Origin of the sequence: Marinomonas foliarum, assembly GCF_016906065.1 — a bacterium.
Classification (GTDB): domain Bacteria; phylum Pseudomonadota; class Gammaproteobacteria; order Pseudomonadales; family Marinomonadaceae; genus Marinomonas; species Marinomonas foliarum.
In genome coordinates, this window is sequence record NZ_CP070273.1 from 450,537 (window position 1) to 474,728 (window position 24,192).

The following is a 24,192-nucleotide window of genomic DNA, read 5'->3' on the forward strand; positions in this document are numbered from 1 at the left end:
TTAGCCATCAATGTTGATACTGTACTCTTCGTTGTTATAGATAACTTTAATAGAGTCGCTTGAACTAAAGTTAGATTCTTCACCAAAGTTGGCAACATCTTCACTATCTACTTTGACACTGCCATCCGTCACTTTTACATGTTCAGATAAGAATGCCGTAACTGCGTCAACATCTGCATCTTTATCAGGACTGCCCTCTATACCAACCAACAAATCAGTCAAATCAAGTGCATCTTCCGCCACATTAAAATCAGTTATCGTATCTATATTTGAACTATTTGTTACGTCACTCAATATAAAGATATCGTTACCTGCCCCACCTGTCAGGATATCAGAGGCTTCATCATCGCCACCAAACAATACATCATCACCCGAGCCGCCTAATAATGTATCTTCACCTGAAGCACCCTCTAGATAATCATCATTGATACCGCCAACAATAACATCCTCATCTGACGTCCCTACTAGCTTGTCATGCTGTCCATCGGTATTAATTGAAGCTGTTAACTCAAACTCTTCAATATCACTTTCTGATTTACTGACAACGGTTAGATCATCGATAGCAGTTGCTCCATTAGCTACTTGAACAGTATAACTACCGTCTTGATTCACCTGAATATCCTGACCTGACTGAAGTAATTTGGCACCTTCAGGAACACCAAAGATATCTACGGTAGATATCACTTCCGAATCAGAAAGATTCTCAACACTCACTTGAACTTTAAAGTATGGAGCAGAGCCATTATTGGTTGAATCAAATGCTGAACTATCACCTATTACTGAGCCGTCAGAAAATTTGATGTTCTCAAAGTTAACAAAACGCGATCTAATTCCATCTTTATTCCAATAGTAATCAGACATCGAATAGGATTGAAACCATACAGAGTCAGAACCCTGTCCGCCATCGACCCATGCTGAACTTGATACTGCTCCACCAACCACTAATAGGTCATTACCAGAACCAAGATTGATCGAAACGTTTGCAGCAATATCACCACCAATCTTTAGCGTATCATTACCACTACCTAACTGTATGTCTGCGTCATACCTAACATCATCACCAATCGAGACAAAATCATCGCCGGAGCCTGAATGCACAGTAGAGTATTTGTTGACATCATCTTCGATGATCAGCTTATTATCACCATCGCCTAGATTAATATGCGCACCTGCTGAATCATTGCCTAGATCGTTGCCGATCTGAACTCGATCGTTCCCTTCACCAGTTTGTATAGTGCTGTGTACATTATCTTTGACAAAGATATCATCATTACCACTACCTGTTTTGATACCTGCTTCACCATTTCTATTTACATCGTCTCCAACATAAATCGAGTTATTCCCATCTCCTGCATCCAGCCATTTTTCAACATCATTATCAATAACAATTTGGTCATTACCTGAACCAAACTGCTGCCATTGATCATAATTGTAATCGTGGTAAGTTGCAGAATCTATGACATCAGATTTAGACCCAAAACCCTCCCAGTTCGACTTAACCTCAGTAATATTTACCATAACATTTGCAGCGTCACTCGCTGCATTTACAGCAATTGTAGCAGTGGCAGTATCATAACCCCCCTGACCGTCCGTAATTGTGTAATCAAATGAAGCACTACCCATAAATCCAGCTTTTGGTGTGAATACGATATCACCGTTAGAGTTAATGTAAGCATAGCCATTCTGAGCATTACTTACGCTCGTTACAGTCAAAGTATCACCATCAGCGTCTGTATCGTTTGCAAGTAAACTATCCGTACTTATCACCAGACCTTGCTCTTCTGAAGTAGTTAATCCAGCCTCACCTGTAGAACTCAACATTGAAGAATCAAGAACAAAATACGTTGCTCCGCCGTCAGAGCTCAAGGTTGGCTGGAATACATAATCTCCACCTTGATCCCACCAAACCATATCAATAGCATGATAGCCAGACTCGCCAATAGTGAAAGCCTGATGAGTAGTAGTATTAGACGTTTGATTATTATCAATAGTCGCTACCGCTTCTCCGTCAATATTTATCTGATAACCATCATCAGCAATTACTTTAAAGTTATACGTTCCAGCGGCTAAATACACATATCCTTTGAGGTAAATACCACCATCCGTATTGTTACCAGGATCTGCACTTAATGTACTTGAATCTGATCCCAAGAAAGTTTGCAAATTAGAGCCTTTGGCGACATCACCTGAACCAGGACCGTAGTTGACATTTGAAGCTTTAAACGTAGCGTCTGGTTCTTTGCTATCAATAAGCGCTTTAAAATCACTGATATTATTAATCTGTGAATCAGTACCGTAATACTCACCAACAAGACCAGCAAACAGAGCACCAGAAGAACCATCGTCCTGAGCTTGAGGCGCTGTATTAGTGCCTACACTGATAGTTAAACTAGCAGAGGAGCTACTACCATCAGAGTCTTGTATCATGTATGAGAATGTCTCAGTAGCACCACTTGGAATACTAGAAACATCAGCTGTCACTTTGTAGACATAGCTGCCATCATCATTTAATACCAAGTCTCCATACTGCCCATGAATACTTTGACCCACATTAGTATCCGTTAAAGTAACCGTATCACCAGGAGCAACACCAACGACAGTTACCGAACCATCTTCACTAAGCTCATCAGCCCCTAATCCATTGTCATCAAGAACATTACCTGTTGTTTCTGGCAAACTATAACCAGCGCCTTCAACAACACGAACAACCAACTCATAGCTTGTTGCAGCATTTTCAGCCGTATGAATAGAGGTCACCACTGGACTATCAGGATCGCTCGCATCCTTAAAGCCAACAACTTGCAAGGTATAAACCTCGCCTTCCCACTCAAACGTCACAAAGGTATTTCGAACAGTTACAATGTCTTTTGAAGCTTCTGCATCATTGGTATTTGGCGTCTCATTATGATCAAAATTCACCGTTAAACTAACAGGCTCTGTGACACCTTTATTATCAGTCACAGAAAAATCGACAACCATTGATGCTTCACTGATCGCACCACCCTCATAAACTGGATAGTTGTAATGAGTAAAGGTACCAATGACAATGTCTTCGTTAAGATCAAACTGACCATTTAATCCAGCATCGTTATCAATAAAACCATAACCAGACTGAAGGTTTGAACTATCTGCCGAACTACCCCAACGAATTTGATCCTTACCTAAATCATTATCTAATCCTCCAAGCTGAGAAGTCCCATCAAAAGTCTTAACATCCGAACCGTTCTGATAGCTTACCCAGTTTGCTTCAATGTCAGTAACTTCAAACGTCTCACGTTGAACAATAATGCTATCTTCATCATTAATCGCAACAGGCGCAGAATCTTCAACATCAACCTTAATTGTAAATGTCCGGCCATCATCAAGTGTCACTGTCACACTATCTTGATCAGAAACATTATCACCATGATCACGAACAGGTGCTTCATATTCGTAATCACCATTTTCTTTCAGTGTTATAGTAGCGCCAAAATCCGTTGTGACTTGAGTAACACCATCAGGGAAGCGGAACCCTTCAGGAAGATCTGTCAGCACCACACTCTGACCTTCATCAGCAGACAAAGTCACCTCGGCTGACAAGTCAACAACATGAGTAGAAACACCAACACTCTCAACTGTATTACCAGCATCATCTCTTGATGTGACAACTACTTGGAACTCAGTATCAGCCGCCAAATCACTGCCAGCGACAGCAAGTACCCAAACACCACCAGTGGCAACTGTTGTTGAATATTCCTTATTATTGATGGTCATCTTAACCACATCACCAACAGAAATATCACCACCTGTTGCAGTACCGGAAACGGTAACTGTTTGACCTAACTCAACACCATCAATTTTATCATCAGAAGTAATTGGGTTAATGGCCACCGTACCCGCATTCGCTTCCAGATCGACCGAATGAGTTGAAGTCGCTTTGCTCTCGACTGTGTTTCCAGCCGCGTCTGAAGACATCACGACAACCTCGAACTCGGTGTCCGCCGCAAGGTCTGCACCCGCAACATTCACTGTCCAGTTACCATTCGCATCGACGGTGGTGTCGTACTCTGTACCGTTGATCGTCATGGTCACAACATCGCCTTCTGCGATATCGCCACCCAATGCTTTACCACTAATTGAAATCGTATCAGCAGCAGCCTCAGTAGCATTAATCACATCATCACTAGTAATTGGATCTATAGTTACAGAATTCACATTAACAGTAACGGTTGAAGTATCAGTGCCGCCTTTACCATCACTGATTGAGTAATTGATAGTCGCTGGCCCGCTAAAGCCTTCAGCAGGAGTGAATACCAATTTATTATCAACAATAGATACTGAACCATTTGAAGGAACAGTCACAGAAGCCCCAGTAATAGACAAAGAGTCACCATCAACATCGTTGTCATTAGCCAAAGCATCAATCGTAACCACATTACTAGAAGAAGTGCTAACGATATCCGCTGTAGCCACAGGGTCATCGTTTGTACCAGTCACAGAGATGGTGATCGTTTGTTTTGCTGACCCACCGTCTTCATCACTTACAAGAATATCGACTGTAATATCCTGTTTAACACCCAATGCCAAAGAGTCATAAGCCTCATTTTTAGGATCAAAAGACCATGCTCCATCTGTATTTAAAGTAAATCCTGCAGGGACTGAACCAATTACGCTGAAGGACAATACATCACTATCAACATCACTAGCATCAACCGAGCCAGTAAGTAGGTCTCCTCCTTCCACAACAGCCTTACTAATAGCCCCTTCTACTGTAGGAACATCATTGGAACCATTAATATTCACAACAAGCTCATAGTTTGTACCATCACTAGCAGTAACAGTAATTTTCTCCTGAACAGACTCACCGTCATTTAAATACTGTACTTTAGAGGTATCTAACTGGTACTCCCACGTACTACTCCCAGTTGTCGATGTGTCCGCAATAACAAAAACACCGAATGAGCCGCTGATAGATCCAGCTGGGAAAGAAGGATTTTCGCCATTATCAATGTCGCTAATTTCAAGTGGCAAAGGAAGAGTAAGGGTTTCATCTTCACTAATACTTAACGTATTTACAGTGTCGTCAGAAATTACTGAAACATCATCAACACCACCAACTCTAACAACAATTTCCTCACTGCTACCATCGGTTGCATACACAGTGAATCTTTCGACAAGTTCATCCCCTTGAGCCAAAGTCTGTAATTTGTCGTTATCGACCTTATAAGACCAAGTACCATCAGCAGCAATAGTTAGACTACCAATCGCGCCATCTGAAGATTCAACACGACTAGGATCAAATGTAGGGTTATCCTCCAAATCAACATCAGTAATTGTCAACTTACCACCAGTAGAAATAACACCATCCGATAAACTCGTTTCATCATCCTCGAGCAAGTTAGCAGTCGTATCACCACTGATAACCGCCGCATCGTTCGTGCCCGTCACTGTGATGGTGATCGTTTGGGTGTCTGTGCCACCGTTGCCATCGTCAACTAGGACTGTCACTTCAACGTCTGTCGTGTCGCCTACCGCTAGGGAGTCGTAAGCCGCATTCGTTGGATCGAACGTCCAAGCATTTCCTGTCAACGTGAAGCCTGCTGGCGTTTCACCAGACACGCTGTAAGTCAGAGCATCGCCATCCACATCGGTCGCCGTCACGGTGCCGCTGATCACATCGCCACCTTCGGTCGCGCCTGTCTCAACATCCGCCGCCGCAACTGGCGCATCGTTCGTGCCCGTCACTGTGATGGTGATCGTTTGGGTGTCTGTGCCACCGTTGCCATCGTCAACTAGGACTGTCACTTCAACGTCTGTCGTGTCGCCTACCGCTAGGGAGTCGTAAGCCGCATTCGTTGGATCGAACGTCCAAGCATTTCCTGTCAACGTGAAGCCTGCTGGCGTTTCACCAGACACGCTGTAAGTCAGAGCATCGCCATCCACATCGGTCGCCGTCACGGTGCCGCTGATCACATCGCCACCTTCGGTCGCGCCTGTCTCAACATCCGCCGCCGCAACTGGCGCATCGTTCGTGCCCGTCACTGTGATGGTGATCGTTTGGGTGTCTGTGCCACCGTTGCCATCGTCAACTAGGACTGTCACTTCAACGTCTGTCGTGTCGCCTACCGCTAGGGAGTCGTAAGCCGCATTCGTTGGATCGAACGTCCAAGCATTTCCTGTCAACGTGAAGCCTGCTGGCGTTTCACCAGACACGCTGTAAGTCAGAGCATCGCCATCCACATCGGTCGCCGTCACGGTGCCGCTGATCACATCGCCACCTTCGGTCGCGCCTGTCTCAACATCCGCCGCCGCAACTGGCGCATCGTTCGTGCCCGTCACTGTGATGGTGATCGTTTGGGTGTCTGTGCCACCGTTGCCATCGTCAACTAGGACTGTCACTTCAACGTCTGTCGTGTCGCCTACCGCTAGGGAGTCGTAAGCCGCATTCGTTGGATCGAACGTCCAAGCATTTCCTGTCAACGTGAAGCCTGCTGGCGTTTCACCAGACACGCTGTAAGTCAGAGCATCGCCATCCACATCGGTCGCCGTCACGGTGCCGCTGATCACATCGCCACCTTCGGTCGCGCCTGTCTCAACATCCGCCGCCGCAACTGGCGCATCGTTCGTGCCCGTCACTGTGATGGTGATCGTTTGGGTGTCTGTGCCACCGTTGCCATCGTCAACTAGGACTGTCACTTCAACGTCTGTCGTGTCGCCTACCGCTAGGGAGTCGTAAGCCGCATTCGTTGGATCGAACGTCCAAGCATTTCCTGTCAACGTGAAGCCTGCTGGCGTTTCACCAGACACGCTGTAAGTCAGAGCATCGCCATCCACATCGGTCGCCGTCACGGTGCCGCTGATCACATCGCCACCTTCGGTCGCGCCTGTCTCAACATCCGCCGCCGCAACTGGCGCATCGTTCGTGCCCGTCACTGTGATGGTGATCGTTTGGGTGTCTGTGCCACCGTTGCCATCGTCAACTAGGACTGTCACTTCAACGTCTGTCGTGTCGCCTACCGCTAGGGAGTCGTAAGCCGCATTCGTTGGATCGAACGTCCAAGCATTTCCTGTCAACGTGAAGCCTGCTGGCGTTTCACCAGACACGCTGTAAGTCAGAGCATCGCCATCCACATCGGTCGCCGTCACGGTGCCGCTGATCACATCGCCACCTTCGGTCGCGCCTGTCTCAACATCCGCCGCCGCAACTGGCGCATCGTTCGTGCCCGTCACTGTGATGGTGATCGTTTGGGTGTCTGTGCCACCGTTGCCATCGTCAACTAGGACTGTCACTTCAACGTCTGTCGTGTCGCCTACCGCTAGGGAGTCGTAAGCCGCATTCGTTGGATCGAACGTCCAAGCATTTCCTGTCAACGTGAAGCCTGCTGGCGTTTCACCAGACACGCTGTAAGTCAGAGCATCGCCATCCACATCGGTCGCCGTCACGGTGCCGCTGATCACATCGCCACCTTCGGTCGCGCCTGTCTCAACATCCGCCGCCGCAACTGGCGCATCGTTCGTGCCCGTCACTGTGATGGTGATCGTTTGGGTGTCTGTGCCACCGTTGCCATCGTCAACTAGGACTGTCACTTCAACGTCTGTCGTGTCGCCTACCGCTAGGGAGTCGTAAGCCGCATTCGTTGGATCGAACGTCCAAGCATTTCCTGTCAACGTGAAGCCTGCTGGCGTTTCACCAGACACGCTGTAAGTCAGAGCATCGCCATCCACATCGGTCGCCGTCACGGTGCCGCTGATCACATCGCCACCTTCGGTCGCGCCTGTCTCAACATCCGCCGCCGCAACTGGCGCATCGTTCGTGCCCGTCACTGTGATGGTGATCGTTTGGGTGTCTGTGCCACCGTTGCCATCGTCAACTAGGACTGTCACTTCAACGTCTGTCGTGTCGCCTACCGCTAGGGAGTCGTAAGCCGCATTCGTTGGATCGAACGTCCAAGCATTTCCTGTCAACGTGAAGCCTGCTGGCGTTTCACCAGACACGCTGTAAGTCAGAGCATCGCCATCCACATCGGTCGCCGTCACGGTGCCGCTGATCACATCGCCACCTTCGGTCGCGCCTGTCTCAACATCCGCCGCCGCAACTGGCGCATCGTTCGTGCCCGTCACTGTGATGGTGATCGTTTGGGTGTCTGTGCCACCGTTGCCATCGTCAACTAGGACTGTCACTTCAACGTCTGTCGTGTCGCCTACCGCTAGGGAGTCGTAAGCCGCATTCGTTGGATCGAACGTCCAAGCATTTCCTGTCAACGTGAAGCCTGCTGGCGTTTCACCAGACACGCTGTAAGTCAGAGCATCGCCATCCACATCGGTCGCCGTCACGGTGCCGCTGATCACATCGCCACCTTCGGTCGCGCCTGTCTCAACATCCGCCGCCGCAACTGGCGCATCGTTCGTGCCCGTCACTGTGATGGTGATCGTTTGGGTGTCTGTGCCACCGTTGCCATCGTCAACTAGGACTGTCACTTCAACGTCTGTCGTGTCGCCTACCGCTAGGGAGTCGTAAGCCGCATTCGTTGGATCGAACGTCCAAGCATTTCCTGTCAACGTGAAGCCTGCTGGCGTTTCACCAGACACGCTGTAAGTCAGAGCATCGCCATCCACATCGGTCGCCGTCACGGTGCCGCTGATCACATCGCCACCTTCGGTCGCGCCTGTCTCAACATCCGCCGCCGCAACTGGCGCATCGTTCGTGCCCGTCACTGTGATGGTGATCGTTTGGGTGTCTGTGCCACCGTTGCCATCGTCAACTAGGACTGTCACTTCAACGTCTGTCGTGTCGCCTACCGCTAGGGAGTCGTAAGCCGCATTCGTTGGATCGAACGTCCAAGCATTTCCTGTCAACGTGAAGCCTGCTGGCGTTTCACCAGACACGCTGTAAGTCAGAGCATCGCCATCCACATCGGTCGCCGTCACGGTGCCGCTGATCACATCGCCACCTTCGGTCGCGCCTGTCTCAACATCCGCCGCCGCAACTGGCGCATCGTTCGTGCCCGTCACTGTGATGGTGATCGTTTGGGTGTCTGTGCCACCGTTGCCATCGTCAACTAGGACTGTCACTTCAACGTCTGTCGTGTCGCCTACCGCTAGGGAGTCGTAAGCCGCATTCGTTGGATCGAACGTCCAAGCATTTCCTGTCAACGTGAAGCCTGCTGGCGTTTCACCAGACACGCTGTAAGTCAGAGCATCGCCATCCACATCGGTCGCCGTCACGGTGCCGCTGATCACATCGCCACCTTCGGTCGCGCCTGTCTCAACATCCGCCGCCGCAACTGGCGCATCGTTCGTGCCCGTCACTGTGATGGTGATCGTTTGGGTGTCTGTGCCACCGTTGCCATCGTCAACTAGGACTGTCACTTCAACGTCTGTCGTGTCGCCTACCGCTAGGGAGTCGTAAGCCGCATTCGTTGGATCGAACGTCCAAGCATTTCCTGTCAACGTGAAGCCTGCTGGCGTTTCACCAGACACGCTGTAAGTCAGAGCATCGCCATCCACATCGGTCGCCGTCACGGTGCCGCTGATCACATCGCCACCTTCGGTCGCGCCTGTCTCAACATCCGCCGCCGCAACTGGCGCATCGTTCGTGCCCGTCACTGTGATGGTGATCGTTTGGGTGTCTGTGCCACCGTTGCCATCGTCAACTAGGACTGTCACTTCAACGTCTGTCGTGTCGCCTACCGCTAGGGAGTCGTAAGCCGCATTCGTTGGATCGAACGTCCAAGCATTTCCTGTCAACGTGAAGCCTGCTGGCGTTTCACCAGACACGCTGTAAGTCAGAGCATCGCCATCCACATCGGTCGCCGTCACGGTGCCGCTGATCACATCGCCACCTTCGGTCGCGCCTGTCTCAACATCCGCCGCCGCAACTGGCGCATCGTTCGTGCCCGTCACTGTGATGGTGATCGTTTGGGTGTCTGTGCCACCGTTGCCATCGTCAACTAGGACTGTCACTTCAACGTCTGTCGTGTCGCCTACCGCTAGGGAGTCGTAAGCCGCATTCGTTGGATCGAACGTCCAAGCATTTCCTGTCAACGTGAAGCCTGCTGGCGTTTCACCAGACACGCTGTAAGTCAGAGCATCGCCATCCACATCGGTCGCCGTCACGGTGCCGCTGATCACATCGCCACCTTCGGTCGCGCCTGTCTCAACATCCGCCGCCGCAACTGGCGCATCGTTCGTGCCCGTCACTGTGATGGTGATCGTTTGGGTGTCTGTGCCACCGTTGCCATCGTCAACTAGGACTGTCACTTCAACGTCTGTCGTGTCGCCTACCGCTAGGGAGTCGTAAGCCGCATTCGTTGGATCGAACGTCCAAGCATTTCCTGTCAACGTGAAGCCTGCTGGCGTTTCACCAGACACGCTGTAAGTCAGAGCATCGCCATCCACATCGGTCGCCGTCACGGTGCCGCTGATCACATCGCCACCTTCGGTCGCGCCTGTCTCAACATCCGCCGCCGCAACTGGCGCATCGTTCGTGCCCGTCACTGTGATGGTGATCGTTTGGGTGTCTGTGCCACCGTTGCCATCGTCAACTAGGACTGTCACTTCAACGTCTGTCGTGTCGCCTACCGCTAGGGAGTCGTAAGCCGCATTCGTTGGATCGAACGTCCAAGCATTTCCTGTCAACGTGAAGCCTGCTGGCGTTTCACCAGACACGCTGTAAGTCAGAGCATCGCCATCCACATCGGTCGCCGTCACGGTGCCGCTGATCACATCGCCACCTTCGGTCGCGCCTGTCTCAACATCCGCCGCCGCAACTGGCGCATCGTTCGTGCCCGTCACTGTGATGGTGATCGTTTGGGTGTCTGTGCCACCGTTGCCATCGTCAACTAGGACTGTCACTTCAACGTCTGTCGTGTCGCCTACCGCTAGGGAGTCGTAAGCCGCATTCGTTGGATCGAACGTCCAAGCATTTCCTGTCAACGTGAAGCCTGCTGGCGTTTCACCAGACACGCTGTAAGTCAGAGCATCGCCATCCACATCGGTCGCCGTCACGGTGCCGCTGATCACATCGCCACCTTCGGTCGCGCCTGTCTCAACATCCGCCGCCGCAACTGGCGCATCGTTCGTGCCCGTCACTGTGATGGTGATCGTTTGGGTGTCTGTGCCACCGTTGCCATCGTCAACTAGGACTGTCACTTCAACGTCTGTCGTGTCGCCTACCGCTAGGGAGTCGTAAGCCGCATTCGTTGGATCGAACGTCCAAGCATTTCCTGTCAACGTGAAGCCTGCTGGCGTTTCACCAGACACGCTGTAAGTCAGAGCATCGCCATCCACATCGGTCGCCGTCACGGTGCCGCTGATCACATCGCCACCTTCGGTCGCGCCTGTCTCAACATCCGCCGCCGCAACTGGCGCATCGTTCGTGCCCGTCACTGTGATGGTGATCGTTTGGGTGTCTGTGCCACCGTTGCCATCGTCAACTAGGACTGTCACTTCAACGTCTGTCGTGTCGCCTACCGCTAGGGAGTCGTAAGCCGCATTCGTTGGATCGAACGTCCAAGCATTTCCTGTCAACGTGAAGCCTGCTGGCGTTTCACCAGACACGCTGTAAGTCAGAGCATCGCCATCCACATCGGTCGCCGTCACGGTGCCGCTGATCACATCGCCACCTTCGGTCGCGCCTGTCTCAACATCCGCCGCCGCAACTGGCGCATCGTTCGTGCCCGTCACTGTGATGGTGATCGTTTGGGTGTCTGTGCCACCGTTGCCATCGTCAACTAGGACTGTCACTTCAACGTCTGTCGTGTCGCCTACCGCTAGGGAGTCGTAAGCCGCATTCGTTGGATCGAACGTCCAAGCATTTCCTGTCAACGTGAAGCCTGCTGGCGTTTCACCAGACACGCTGTAAGTCAGAGCATCGCCATCCACATCGGTCGCCGTCACGGTGCCGCTGATCACATCGCCACCTTCGGTCGCGCCTGTCTCAACATCCGCCGCCGCAACTGGCGCATCGTTCGTGCCCGTCACTGTGATGGTGATCGTTTGGGTGTCTGTGCCACCGTTGCCATCGTCAACTAGGACTGTCACTTCAACGTCTGTCGTGTCGCCTACCGCTAGGGAGTCGTAAGCCGCATTCGTTGGATCGAACGTCCAAGCATTTCCTGTCAACGTGAAGCCTGCTGGCGTTTCACCAGACACGCTGTAAGTCAGAGCATCGCCATCCACATCGGTCGCCGTCACGGTGCCGCTGATCACATCGCCACCTTCGGTCGCGCCTGTCTCAACATCCGCCGCCGCAACTGGCGCATCGTTCGTGCCCGTCACTGTGATGGTGATCGTTTGGGTGTCTGTGCCACCGTTGCCATCGTCAACTAGGACTGTCACTTCAACGTCTGTCGTGTCGCCTACCGCTAGGGAGTCGTAAGCCGCATTCGTTGGATCGAACGTCCAAGCATTTCCTGTCAACGTGAAGCCTGCTGGCGTTTCACCAGACACGCTGTAAGTCAGAGCATCGCCATCCACATCGGTCGCCGTCACGGTGCCGCTGATCACATCGCCACCTTCGGTCGCGCCTGTCTCAACATCCGCCGCCGCAACTGGCGCATCGTTCGTGCCCGTCACTGTGATGGTGATCGTTTGGGTGTCTGTGCCACCGTTGCCATCGTCAACTAGGACTGTCACTTCAACGTCTGTCGTGTCGCCTACCGCTAGGGAGTCGTAAGCCGCATTCGTTGGATCGAACGTCCAAGCATTTCCTGTCAACGTGAAGCCTGCTGGCGTTTCACCAGACACGCTGTAAGTCAGAGCATCGCCATCCACATCGGTCGCCGTCACGGTGCCGCTGATCACATCGCCACCTTCGGTCGCGCCTGTCTCAACATCCGCCGCCGCAACTGGCGCATCGTTCGTGCCCGTCACTGTGATGGTGATCGTTTGGGTGTCTGTGCCACCGTTGCCATCGTCAACTAGGACTGTCACTTCAACGTCTGTCGTGTCGCCTACCGCTAGGGAGTCGTAAGCCGCATTCGTTGGATCGAACGTCCAAGCATTTCCTGTCAACGTGAAGCCTGCTGGCGTTTCACCAGACACGCTGTAAGTCAGAGCATCGCCATCCACATCGGTCGCCGTCACGGTGCCGCTGATCACATCGCCACCTTCGGTCGCGCCTGTCTCAACATCCGCCGCCGCAACTGGCGCATCGTTCGTGCCCGTCACTGTGATGGTGATCGTTTGGGTGTCTGTGCCACCGTTGCCATCGTCAACTAGGACTGTCACTTCAACGTCTGTCGTGTCGCCTACCGCTAGGGAGTCGTAAGCCGCATTCGTTGGATCGAACGTCCAAGCATTTCCTGTCAACGTGAAGCCTGCTGGCGTTTCACCAGACACGCTGTAAGTCAGAGCATCGCCATCCACATCGGTCGCCGTCACGGTGCCGCTGATCACATCGCCACCTTCGGTCGCGCCTGTCTCAACATCCGCCGCCGCAACTGGCGCATCGTTCGTGCCCGTCACTGTGATGGTGATCGTTTGGGTGTCTGTGCCACCGTTGCCATCGTCAACTAGGACTGTCACTTCAACGTCTGTCGTGTCGCCTACCGCTAGGGAGTCGTAAGCCGCATTCGTTGGATCGAACGTCCAAGCATTTCCTGTCAACGTGAAGCCTGCTGGCGTTTCACCAGACACGCTGTAAGTCAGAGCATCGCCATCCACATCGGTCGCCGTCACGGTGCCGCTGATCACATCGCCACCTTCGGTCGCGCCTGTCTCAACATCCGCCGCCGCAACTGGCGCATCGTTCGTGCCCGTCACTGTGATGGTGATCGTTTGGGTGTCTGTGCCACCGTTGCCATCGTCAACTAGGACTGTCACTTCAACGTCTGTCGTGTCGCCTACCGCTAGGGAGTCGTAAGCCGCATTCGTTGGATCGAACGTCCAAGCATTTCCTGTCAACGTGAAGCCTGCTGGCGTTTCACCAGACACGCTGTAAGTCAGAGCATCGCCATCCACATCGGTCGCCGTCACGGTGCCGCTGATCACATCGCCACCTTCGGTCGCGCCTGTCTCAACATCCGCCGCCGCAACTGGCGCATCGTTCGTGCCCGTCACTGTGATGGTGATCGTTTGGGTGTCTGTGCCACCGTTGCCATCGTCAACTAGGACTGTCACTTCAACGTCTGTCGTGTCGCCTACCGCTAGGGAGTCGTAAGCCGCATTCGTTGGATCGAACGTCCAAGCATTTCCTGTCAACGTGAAGCCTGCTGGCGTTTCACCAGACACGCTGTAAGTCAGAGCATCGCCATCCACATCGGTCGCCGTCACGGTGCCGCTGATCACATCGCCACCTTCGGTCGCGCCTGTCTCAACATCCGCCGCCGCAACTGGCGCATCGTTCGTGCCCGTCACTGTGATGGTGATCGTTTGGGTGTCTGTGCCACCGTTGCCATCGTCAACTAGGACTGTCACTTCAACGTCTGTCGTGTCGCCTACCGCTAGGGAGTCGTAAGCCGCATTCGTTGGATCGAACGTCCAAGCATTTCCTGTCAACGTGAAGCCTGCTGGCGTTTCACCAGACACGCTGTAAGTCAGAGCATCGCCATCCACATCGGTCGCCGTCACGGTGCCGCTGATCACATCGCCACCTTCGGTCGCGCCTGTCTCAACATCCGCCGCCGCAACTGGCGCATCGTTCGTGCCCGTCACTGTGATGGTGATCGTTTGGGTGTCTGTGCCACCGTTGCCATCGTCAACTAGGACTGTCACTTCAACGTCTGTCGTGTCGCCTACCGCTAGGGAGTCGTAAGCCGCATTCGTTGGATCGAACGTCCAAGCATTTCCTGTCAACGTGAAGCCTGCTGGCGTTTCACCAGACACGCTGTAAGTCAGAGCATCGCCATCCACATCGGTCGCCGTCACGGTGCCGCTGATCACATCGCCACCTTCGGTCGCGCCTGTCTCAACATCCGCCGCCGCAACTGGCGCATCGTTCGTGCCCGTCACTGTGATGGTGATCGTTTGGGTGTCTGTGCCACCGTTGCCATCGTCAACTAGGACTGTCACTTCAACGTCTGTCGTGTCGCCTACCGCTAGGGAGTCGTAAGCCGCATTCGTTGGATCGAACGTCCAAGCATTTCCTGTCAACGTGAAGCCTGCTGGCGTTTCACCAGACACGCTGTAAGTCAGAGCATCGCCATCCACATCGGTCGCCGTCACGGTGCCGCTGATCACATCGCCACCTTCGGTCGCGCCTGTCTCAACATCCGCCGCCGCAACTGGCGCATCGTTCGTGCCCGTCACTGTGATGGTGATCGTTTGGGTGTCTGTGCCACCGTTGCCATCGTCAACTAGGACTGTCACTTCAACGTCTGTCGTGTCGCCTACCGCTAGGGAGTCGTAAGCCGCATTCGTTGGATCGAACGTCCAAGCATTTCCTGTCAACGTGAAGCCTGCTGGCGTTTCACCAGACACGCTGTAAGTCAGAGCATCGCCATCCACATCGGTCGCCGTCACGGTGCCGCTGATCACATCGCCACCTTCGGTCGCGCCTGTCTCAACATCCGCCGCCGCAACTGGCGCATCGTTCGTGCCCGTCACTGTGATGGTGATCGTTTGGGTGTCTGTGCCACCGTTGCCATCGTCAACTAGGACTGTCACTTCAACGTCTGTCGTGTCGCCTACCGCTAGGGAGTCGTAAGCCGCATTCGTTGGATCGAACGTCCAAGCATTTCCTGTCAACGTGAAGCCTGCTGGCGTTTCACCAGACACGCTGTAAGTCAGAGCATCGCCATCCACATCGGTCGCCGTCACGGTGCCGCTGATCACATCGCCACCTTCGGTCGCGCCTGTCTCAACATCCGCCGCCGCAACTGGCGCATCGTTCGTGCCCGTCACTGTGATGGTGATCGTTTGGGTGTCTGTGCCACCGTTGCCATCGTCAACTAGGACTGTCACTTCAACGTCTGTCGTGTCGCCTACCGCTAGGGAGTCGTAAGCCGCATTCGTTGGATCGAACGTCCAAGCATTTCCTGTCAACGTGAAGCCTGCTGGCGTTTCACCAGACACGCTGTAAGTCAGAGCATCGCCATCCACATCGGTCGCCGTCACGGTGCCGCTGATCACATCGCCACCTTCGGTCGCGCCTGTCTCAACATCCGCCGCCGCAACTGGCGCATCGTTCGTGCCCGTCACTGTGATGGTGATCGTTTGGGTGTCTGTGCCACCGTTGCCATCGTCAACTAGGACTGTCACTTCAACGTCTGTCGTGTCGCCTACCGCTAGGGAGTCGTAAGCCGCATTCGTTGGATCGAACGTCCAAGCATTTCCTGTCAACGTGAAGCCTGCTGGCGTTTCACCAGACACGCTGTAAGTCAGAGCATCGCCATCCACATCGGTCGCCGTCACGGTGCCGCTGATCACATCGCCACCTTCGGTCGCGCCTGTCTCAACATCCGCCGCCGCAACTGGCGCATCGTTCGTGCCCGTCACTGTGATGGTGATCGTTTGGGTGTCTGTGCCACCGTTGCCATCGTCAACTAGGACTGTCACTTCAACGTCTGTCGTGTCGCCTACCGCTAGGGAGTCGTAAGCCGCATTCGTTGGATCGAACGTCCAAGCATTTCCTGTCAACGTGAAGCCTGCTGGCGTTTCACCAGACACGCTGTAAGTCAGAGCATCGCCATCCACATCGGTCGCCGTCACGGTGCCGCTGATCACATCGCCACCTTCGGTCGCGCCTGTCTCAACATCCGCCGCCGCAACTGGCGCATCGTTCGTGCCCGTCACTGTGATGGTGATCGTTTGGGTGTCTGTGCCACCGTTGCCATCGTCAACTAGGACTGTCACTTCAACGTCTGTCGTGTCGCCTACCGCTAGGGAGTCGTAAGCCGCATTCGTTGGATCGAACGTCCAAGCATTTCCTGTCAACGTGAAGCCTGCTGGCGTTTCACCAGACACGCTGTAAGTCAGAGCATCGCCATCCACATCGGTCGCCGTCACGGTGCCGCTGATCACATCGCCACCTTCGGTCGCGCCTGTCTCAACATCCGCCGCCGCAACTGGCGCATCGTTCGTGCCCGTCACTGTGATGGTGATCGTTTGGGTGTCTGTGCCACCGTTGCCATCGTCAACTAGGACTGTCACTTCAACGTCTGTCGTGTCGCCTACCGCTAGGGAGTCGTAAGCCGCATTCGTTGGATCGAACGTCCAAGCATTTCCTGTCAACGTGAAGCCTGCTGGCGTTTCACCAGACACGCTGTAAGTCAGAGCATCGCCATCCACATCGGTCGCCGTCACGGTGCCGCTGATCACATCGCCACCTTCGGTCGCGCCTGTCTCAACATCCGCCGCCGCAACTGGCGCATCGTTCGTGCCCGTCACTGTGATGGTGATCGTTTGGGTGTCTGTGCCACCGTTGCCATCGTCAACTAGGACTGTCACTTCAACGTCTGTCGTGTCGCCTACCGCTAGGGAGTCGTAAGCCGCATTCGTTGGATCGAACGTCCAAGCATTTCCTGTCAACGTGAAGCCTGCTGGCGTTTCACCAGACACGCTGTAAGTCAGAGCATCGCCATCCACATCGGTCGCCGTCACGGTGCCGCTGATCACATCGCCACCTTCGGTCGCGCCTGTCTCAACATCCGCCGCCGCAACTGGCGCATCGTTCGTGCCCGTCACTGTGATGGTGATCGTTTGGGTGTCTGTGCCACCGTTGCCATCGTCAACTAGGACTGTCACTTCAACGTCTGTCGTGTCGCCTACCGCTAGGGAGTCGTAAGCCGCATTCGTTGGATCGAACGTCCAAGCATTTCCTGTCAACGTGAAGCCTGCTGGCGTTTCACCAGACACGCTGTAAGTCAGAGCATCGCCATCCACATCGGTCGCCGTCACGGTGCCGCTGATCACATCGCCACCTTCGGTCGCGCCTGTCTCAACATCCGCCGCCGCAACTGGCGCATCGTTCGTGCCCGTCACTGTGATGGTGATCGTTTGGGTGTCTGTGCCACCGTTGCCATCGTCAACTAGGACTGTCACTTCAACGTCTGTCGTGTCGCCTACCGCTAGGGAGTCGTAAGCCGCATTCGTTGGATCGAACGTCCAAGCATTTCCTGTCAACGTGAAGCCTGCTGGCGTTTCACCAGACACGCTGTAAGTCAGAGCATCGCCATCCACATCGGTCGCCGTCACGGTGCCGCTGATCACATCGCCACCTTCGGTCGCGCCTGTCTCAACATCCGCCGCCGCAACTGGCGCATCGTTCGTGCCCGTCACTGTGATGGTGATCGTTTGGGTGTCTGTGCCACCGTTGCCATCGTCAACTAGGACTGTCACTTCAACGTCTGTCGTGTCGCCTACCGCTAGGGAGTCGTAAGCCGCATTCGTTGGATCGAACGTCCAAGCATTTCCTGTCAACGTGAAGCCTGCTGGCGTTTCACCAGACACGCTGTAAGTCAGAGCATCGCCATCCACATCGGTCGCCGTCACGGTGCCGCTGATCACATCGCCACCTTCGGTCGCGCCTGTCTCAACATCCGCCGCCGCAACTGGCGCATCGTTCGTGCCCGTCACTGTGATGGTGATCGTTTGGGTGTCTGTGCCACCGTTGCCATCGTCAACTAGGACTGTCACTTCAACGTCTGTCGTGTCGCCTACCGCTAGGGAGTCGTAAGCCGCATTCGTTGGATCGAACGTCCAAGCATTTCCTGTCAACGTGAAGCCTGCTGGCGTTTCACCAGACACGCTGTAAGTCAGAGCATCGCCATCCACATCGGTCGCCGTCACGGTGCCGCTGATCACATCGCCACCTTCGGTCGCGCCTGTCTCAACATCCGCCGCCGCAACTGGCGCATCGTTCGTGCCCGTCACTGTGATGGTGATCGTTTGGGTGTCTGTGCCACCGTTGCCATCGTCAACTAGGACTGTCACTTCAACGTCTGTCGTGTCGCCTACCGCTAGGGAGTCGTAAGCCGCATTCGTTGGATCGAACGTCCAAGCATTTCCTGTCAACGTGAAGCCTGCTGGCGTTTCACCAGACACGCTGTAAGTCAGAGCATCGCCATCCACATCGGTCGCCGTCACGGTGCCGCTGATCACATCGCCACCTTCGGTCGCGCCTGTCTCAACATCCGCCGCCGCAACTGGCGCATCGTTCGTGCCCGTCACTGTGATGGTGATCGTTTGGGTGTCTGTGCCACCGTTGCCATCGTCAACTAGGACTGTCACTTCAACGTCTGTCGTGTCGCCTACCGCTAGGGAGTCGTAAGCCGCATTCGTTGGATCGAACGTCCAAGCATTTCCTGTCAACGTGAAGCCTGCTGGCGTTTCACCAGACACGCTGTAAGTCAGAGCATCGCCATCCACATCGGTCGCCGTCACGGTGCCGCTGATCACATCGCCACCTTCGGTCGCGCCTGTCTCAACATCCGCCGCCGCAACTGGCGCATCGTTCGTGCCCGTCACTGTGATGGTGATCGTTTGGGTGTCTGTGCCACCGTTGCCATCGTCAACTAGGACTGTCACTTCAACGTCTGTCGTGTCGCCTACCGCTAGGGAGTCGTAAGCCGCATTCGTTGGATCGAACGTCCAAGCATTTCCTGTCAACGTGAAGCCTGCTGGCGTTTCACCAGACACGCTGTAAGTCAGAGCATCGCCATCCACATCGGTCGCCGTCACGGTGCCGCTGATCACATCGCCACCTTCGGTCGCGCCTGTCTCAACATCCGCCGCCGCAACTGGCGCATCGTTCGTGCCCGTCACTGTGATGGTGATCGTTTGGGTGTCTGTGCCACCGTTGCCATCGTCAACTAGGACTGTCACTTCAACGTCTGTCGTGTCGCCTACCGCTAGGGAGTCGTAAGCCGCATTCGTTGGATCGAACGTCCAAGCATTTCCTGTCAACGTGAAGCCTGCTGGCGTTTCACCAGACACGCTGTAAGTCAGAGCATCGCCATCCACATCGGTCGCCGTCACGGTGCCGCTGATCACATCGCCACCTTCGGTCGCGCCTGTCTCAACATCCGCCGCCGCAACTGGCGCATCGTTCGTGCCCGTCACTGTGATGGTGATCGTTTGGGTGTCTGTGCCACCGTTGCCATCGTCAACTAGGACTGTCACTTCAACGTCTGTCGTGTCGCCTACCGCTAGGGAGTCGTAAGCCGCATTCGTTGGATCGAACGTCCAAGCATTTCCTGTCAACGTGAAGCCTGCTGGCGTTTCACCAGACACGCTGTAAGTCAGAGCATCGCCATCCACATCGGTCGCCGTCACGGTGCCGCTGATCACATCGCCACCTTCGGTCGCGCCTGTCTCAACATCCGCCGCCGCAACTGGCGCATCGTTCGTGCCGACGATATTAATAGTAAGCCTAGTTGTGTCTGTAGCTCCGTGATCATCTGTAACTGTTACAGGAATCTTAAGTGTTAGCCTTTCCCCTGCTGCTAAATAACTATAAGCCTCATCAGACGCATCAAATTTATATGATCCATTTTCATTAAAGGTGAGACCTTTAATGTCTTCAGAAGTAGTAAATTTCAGAGAGGCATTTTCAGGTAAGTCGACGTCATTAGCAGTAACAACTCCACTCACAGTGGAATCCTCTCGCACTAGTGCAGCTGCAGCCTGAGCAATTGGCGCATCATTGGTTCCTGTTACAGTAATAACCAATGTTCCAGTACCTTTGTCTCCTTGATCATCAGTAGCTATAACATCAATTGAAATTTCTTTTATTTCACCTTCTTGCAACGAGTCGTAAGAAGATGCATCAAAACTATACCTGCCATCATCATTAAAAGTCAGGCCAGCTACGGTAGATGTGGTTTCAAATGTCAAAGATTTACCGGCGGGTAAATCTACATCTGTAGCACTTACCACACCATTTATTGTGAAATCTTCGGTTACAGAAGCACTTTGGCTCACTACTACAGGAGCTTGGTTTACCATATGAGTTGAAGAACCAGTTGTGTCAACTGTGTTTCCAGCTGCATCTTCCGAGCTCACAACCGCGTCGAACGCGGTGCCTGCGTCTGCCGCAAGATCAGAACCCGCCACGTCAACAGACCACGTGCCATCGGCACCTACTGTCGTTGTGTAAGTCTGGTTGTTGATTTCAAGCGTAACCGTATCGCCTTCTGCGATGTCGCCACCTGTCGCCGTACCTGTGACCGTGATTGTACCTGCAGCTTCAGTGGCGTTGATCACGTCATCAGCAGTAATATTATTTACTGTTACAACACCTTTATCTGCGGCCAAATCAACGCTATAAGTGTGAGAATCTGTTGCTTCACCACGATTACCATTGCCATCATAGACGTTGACTTTACCTTCTACGGTTAAGTCTTCATCACTCGTTAGTTCACTAGCGTCTAGCGTAAGACTATAAGAACCATCTGGAGATACTTTTAAAGAATGGTCTTTACCATTAACAGTTAGGGTTACGATGGCTAATGAGTAACCGACACCTGTGACTGTACCGGTAATAGTAATTGAGCCAGAAGATTCAGAGTTATTAATGACATTGTCTTGTGTAATGTTGTCAATACTAAGCTGGGCATCCAATGTTGCAGGAGTGTCGTTATCAAAAATACGAAGAGAACCTTGAGCATCTCCTAATACAGCATTGCCCGTGAGATTGGACAAGGTAACAAATGCCATCTCCATATCTTCAATTTCAAGATCATCGGTGATGGCAATTCGGATAGTTTTTTCTGTTTCACCGGGGGCAAAAGTAACTGTTCCTGCATAATCAGTGTAATCAAGGCCGGCTGTAGCGCCCACACCAATAGTGTCATAATCGACCGAAACTTCAGTGTCTGACGCAGGATCTAGAGAAATAGTGAATTCTGCGTATTCTTGACCTTCAACAGCGTAAACAAAATCAATAGAAACTGCTGGTGTCGTATTCTCTATTTCATCGTTATCTTCGATAGCAAAGGTAACATCTTCGTCATAGAAGTTATCACCTGTTATCGTTGCATTAAAATACTCTGTGCCCTCCACTTCGACATCATCAAAAATAGGTATACGAACCTCAAGAGAGTCACTACCTGCTGGTAATGTCATTCCAAATGTAGGCCATACATCTCCATTGTCTTTAAACTCAACGGAGGTTAAAGACACAGAAACCCAAGTTTCACCACCATCAGTCGAATATTCAATTGGCATTAAATAGTCATCTGCGTATTCGGCAATTGGCATCCCTAATTCCGCACTAAGCTTCTCACTTGTAAAAGTAATATTAAGAGTTTGATCTTCGTCAAAAGATAAGGTGCTTGAAAGGGTAAACTGATTGTAACCATCACCCTCAGAGACGGATTGAACATCAGTTGAAAGATGAGATTTATGAGTATCTAGCGCAGAAGAAGTTACTTCTTGCGAAACAGTCCAATCCTCTACTCGATAATTAAGACTTAAACCTTCAAGATCATATTGATCAACACCGTCATTCAATTTAATCGTGTAGGTGCCATCTCCATTATTAACCAGAGTTCCAATATTTTCGTAAGCACTCGATAAGCTAACATTGGAAACAAGTAAGTTTTCTGCAACGACTTGCTTAGCAATAGCACCAACCAATAGATCACTGGCAGAAAAAGTAATTTCTCCATCTAATTCACTGTAGTTATATTGAACCGTACCACCAGGCACACTGATAGTGTCCACTGTACGCTCATCAAATTCAGCGGGAGCCCTGTCACCAGCTAAGTCAGTAATTGTGTCAGTAACGTGATCTATTGCATCACTTTCAAATACGTTTTGCCCGGTACTGTCAGAAAGTTCACTTTCTCTAGTAAATACTATGCCAACGTGAGCAAGCGCGTCAGAAAGCATTTGTTTGCCGGCTTCACTAAGCGTTAGCGAGTAATCAGCAAAAGCATCCCGCATCTCTTGAGTAATAGTAATGACACTTCCTGATGTCGGCATGTTTACTATGTCGTTTGTATTTAATACACCATCAGAACTATCGCTATCTTCCAAACCGTCACTAATGGCTTGTAAGAAAATAGCCATGTTCTCTACATAATTCGAATTAGTATCAGATAAAGCCACTTCAGCAATATCTTGCAGAAACAATATATCGCCCTGAATAACAGAAGATGGAAATTCGGCTATTACCACTGCGCCAACAGAAAATGTAATCGTATCACCATCATTATATTTGAAAGAACCATCAGATCCTTGGTCACCCGTTAGACCAGATAAACCGCTGGAGGTAGAGTACGAAACACCATTTACTAAGCCATCGGCAAATTGAGCAACATTAACGTCAGAACCAGTGCCAGTTCCGGAATCATCATTTGAAGAGACATTCTCTTGAGATCGTTTCGACGGAGTTCCTATTGAAAAAGATGCTCGCTGGACACCTTGACCACCATTTACACCTGTGTCGTAACCGTAAGTTGGCAGTGTGCTCAGCGTGTCATTACCGAAAGTAGGAAGTGCAGCATTATCATTGCGGTCAACATCGACATCGAATCGCTGTTGCTGTTCTGTTTGAGCTTCACCCGCAGCCGGAGCATCTTGAATTAAAGTAGGGTCATCACCTGCTAAAATAGCGGCTTGTAATGCTTCTATATCTGTAGAAGAATCTGCAACAAGCTCGTCGTTATCACCGGTGTTATAGATTTCATCTGTGATTTCGACAATAGAATCGCCCCCAATCACCACATCAGTACCATCATTGAAAGCGATGGTCACACTAGCATTAGCACCAGTCAAAACAGTCTCACCAAAGAAGATCGGGTCGCCAATTTTAACAATACGCTCTTGCCCATCAATAGATTGAACCGTTACCGAACCTGAAAGCTTGGTAATAGTACCGATTGCATTACCTATTGTTGCAAATGATGTTTGATTGTCGCTCATGATGCTTACCTTAAATAAGAAGACTATATGAAGCCGAAATAATTTTATGATTACTCACAAGATAGATAATAAAAGTCCAGCTAGCTATTGTACCTTGGTACAGTCAGACCTCTTTTTTTACATTTTTTATGCTTTAAGGATGTTTTAACAAAGTTAGTCCGTATCTACTGGACCTTATCTATTGTTGTCGTTGCCATACATAACCCAACTCTTTATAATTTTCGCAATTTCGGGCACTGACCTTAATTAAGGTTATAAGATGTCGCCCATTGTCTACCCCGAGCTAACAGCTCACTCAACGAGCCTTAATAGGGATGTTTTTATACATATCCTAGCCATGGCTCGGAACTCCGAACTTTTTAAGAAACGGTTAATAAGATATAAAGCCAATTAAACAAGTGCTAA

Annotated in this window: 1 protein-coding gene; it reads right to left on the bottom strand. The window is 52.0% G+C overall.

All coding sequences use genetic code 11. The features are described 5' to 3' along the window. Positions 1-23,787, bottom strand: a complete 23,787-nt coding sequence (locus JSY38_RS02220) for an Ig-like domain-containing protein (RefSeq protein WP_205115038.1) — start codon at positions 23,785-23,787, stop codon at positions 1-3. Positions 23,788-24,192 lie beyond the last annotated feature (405 nt).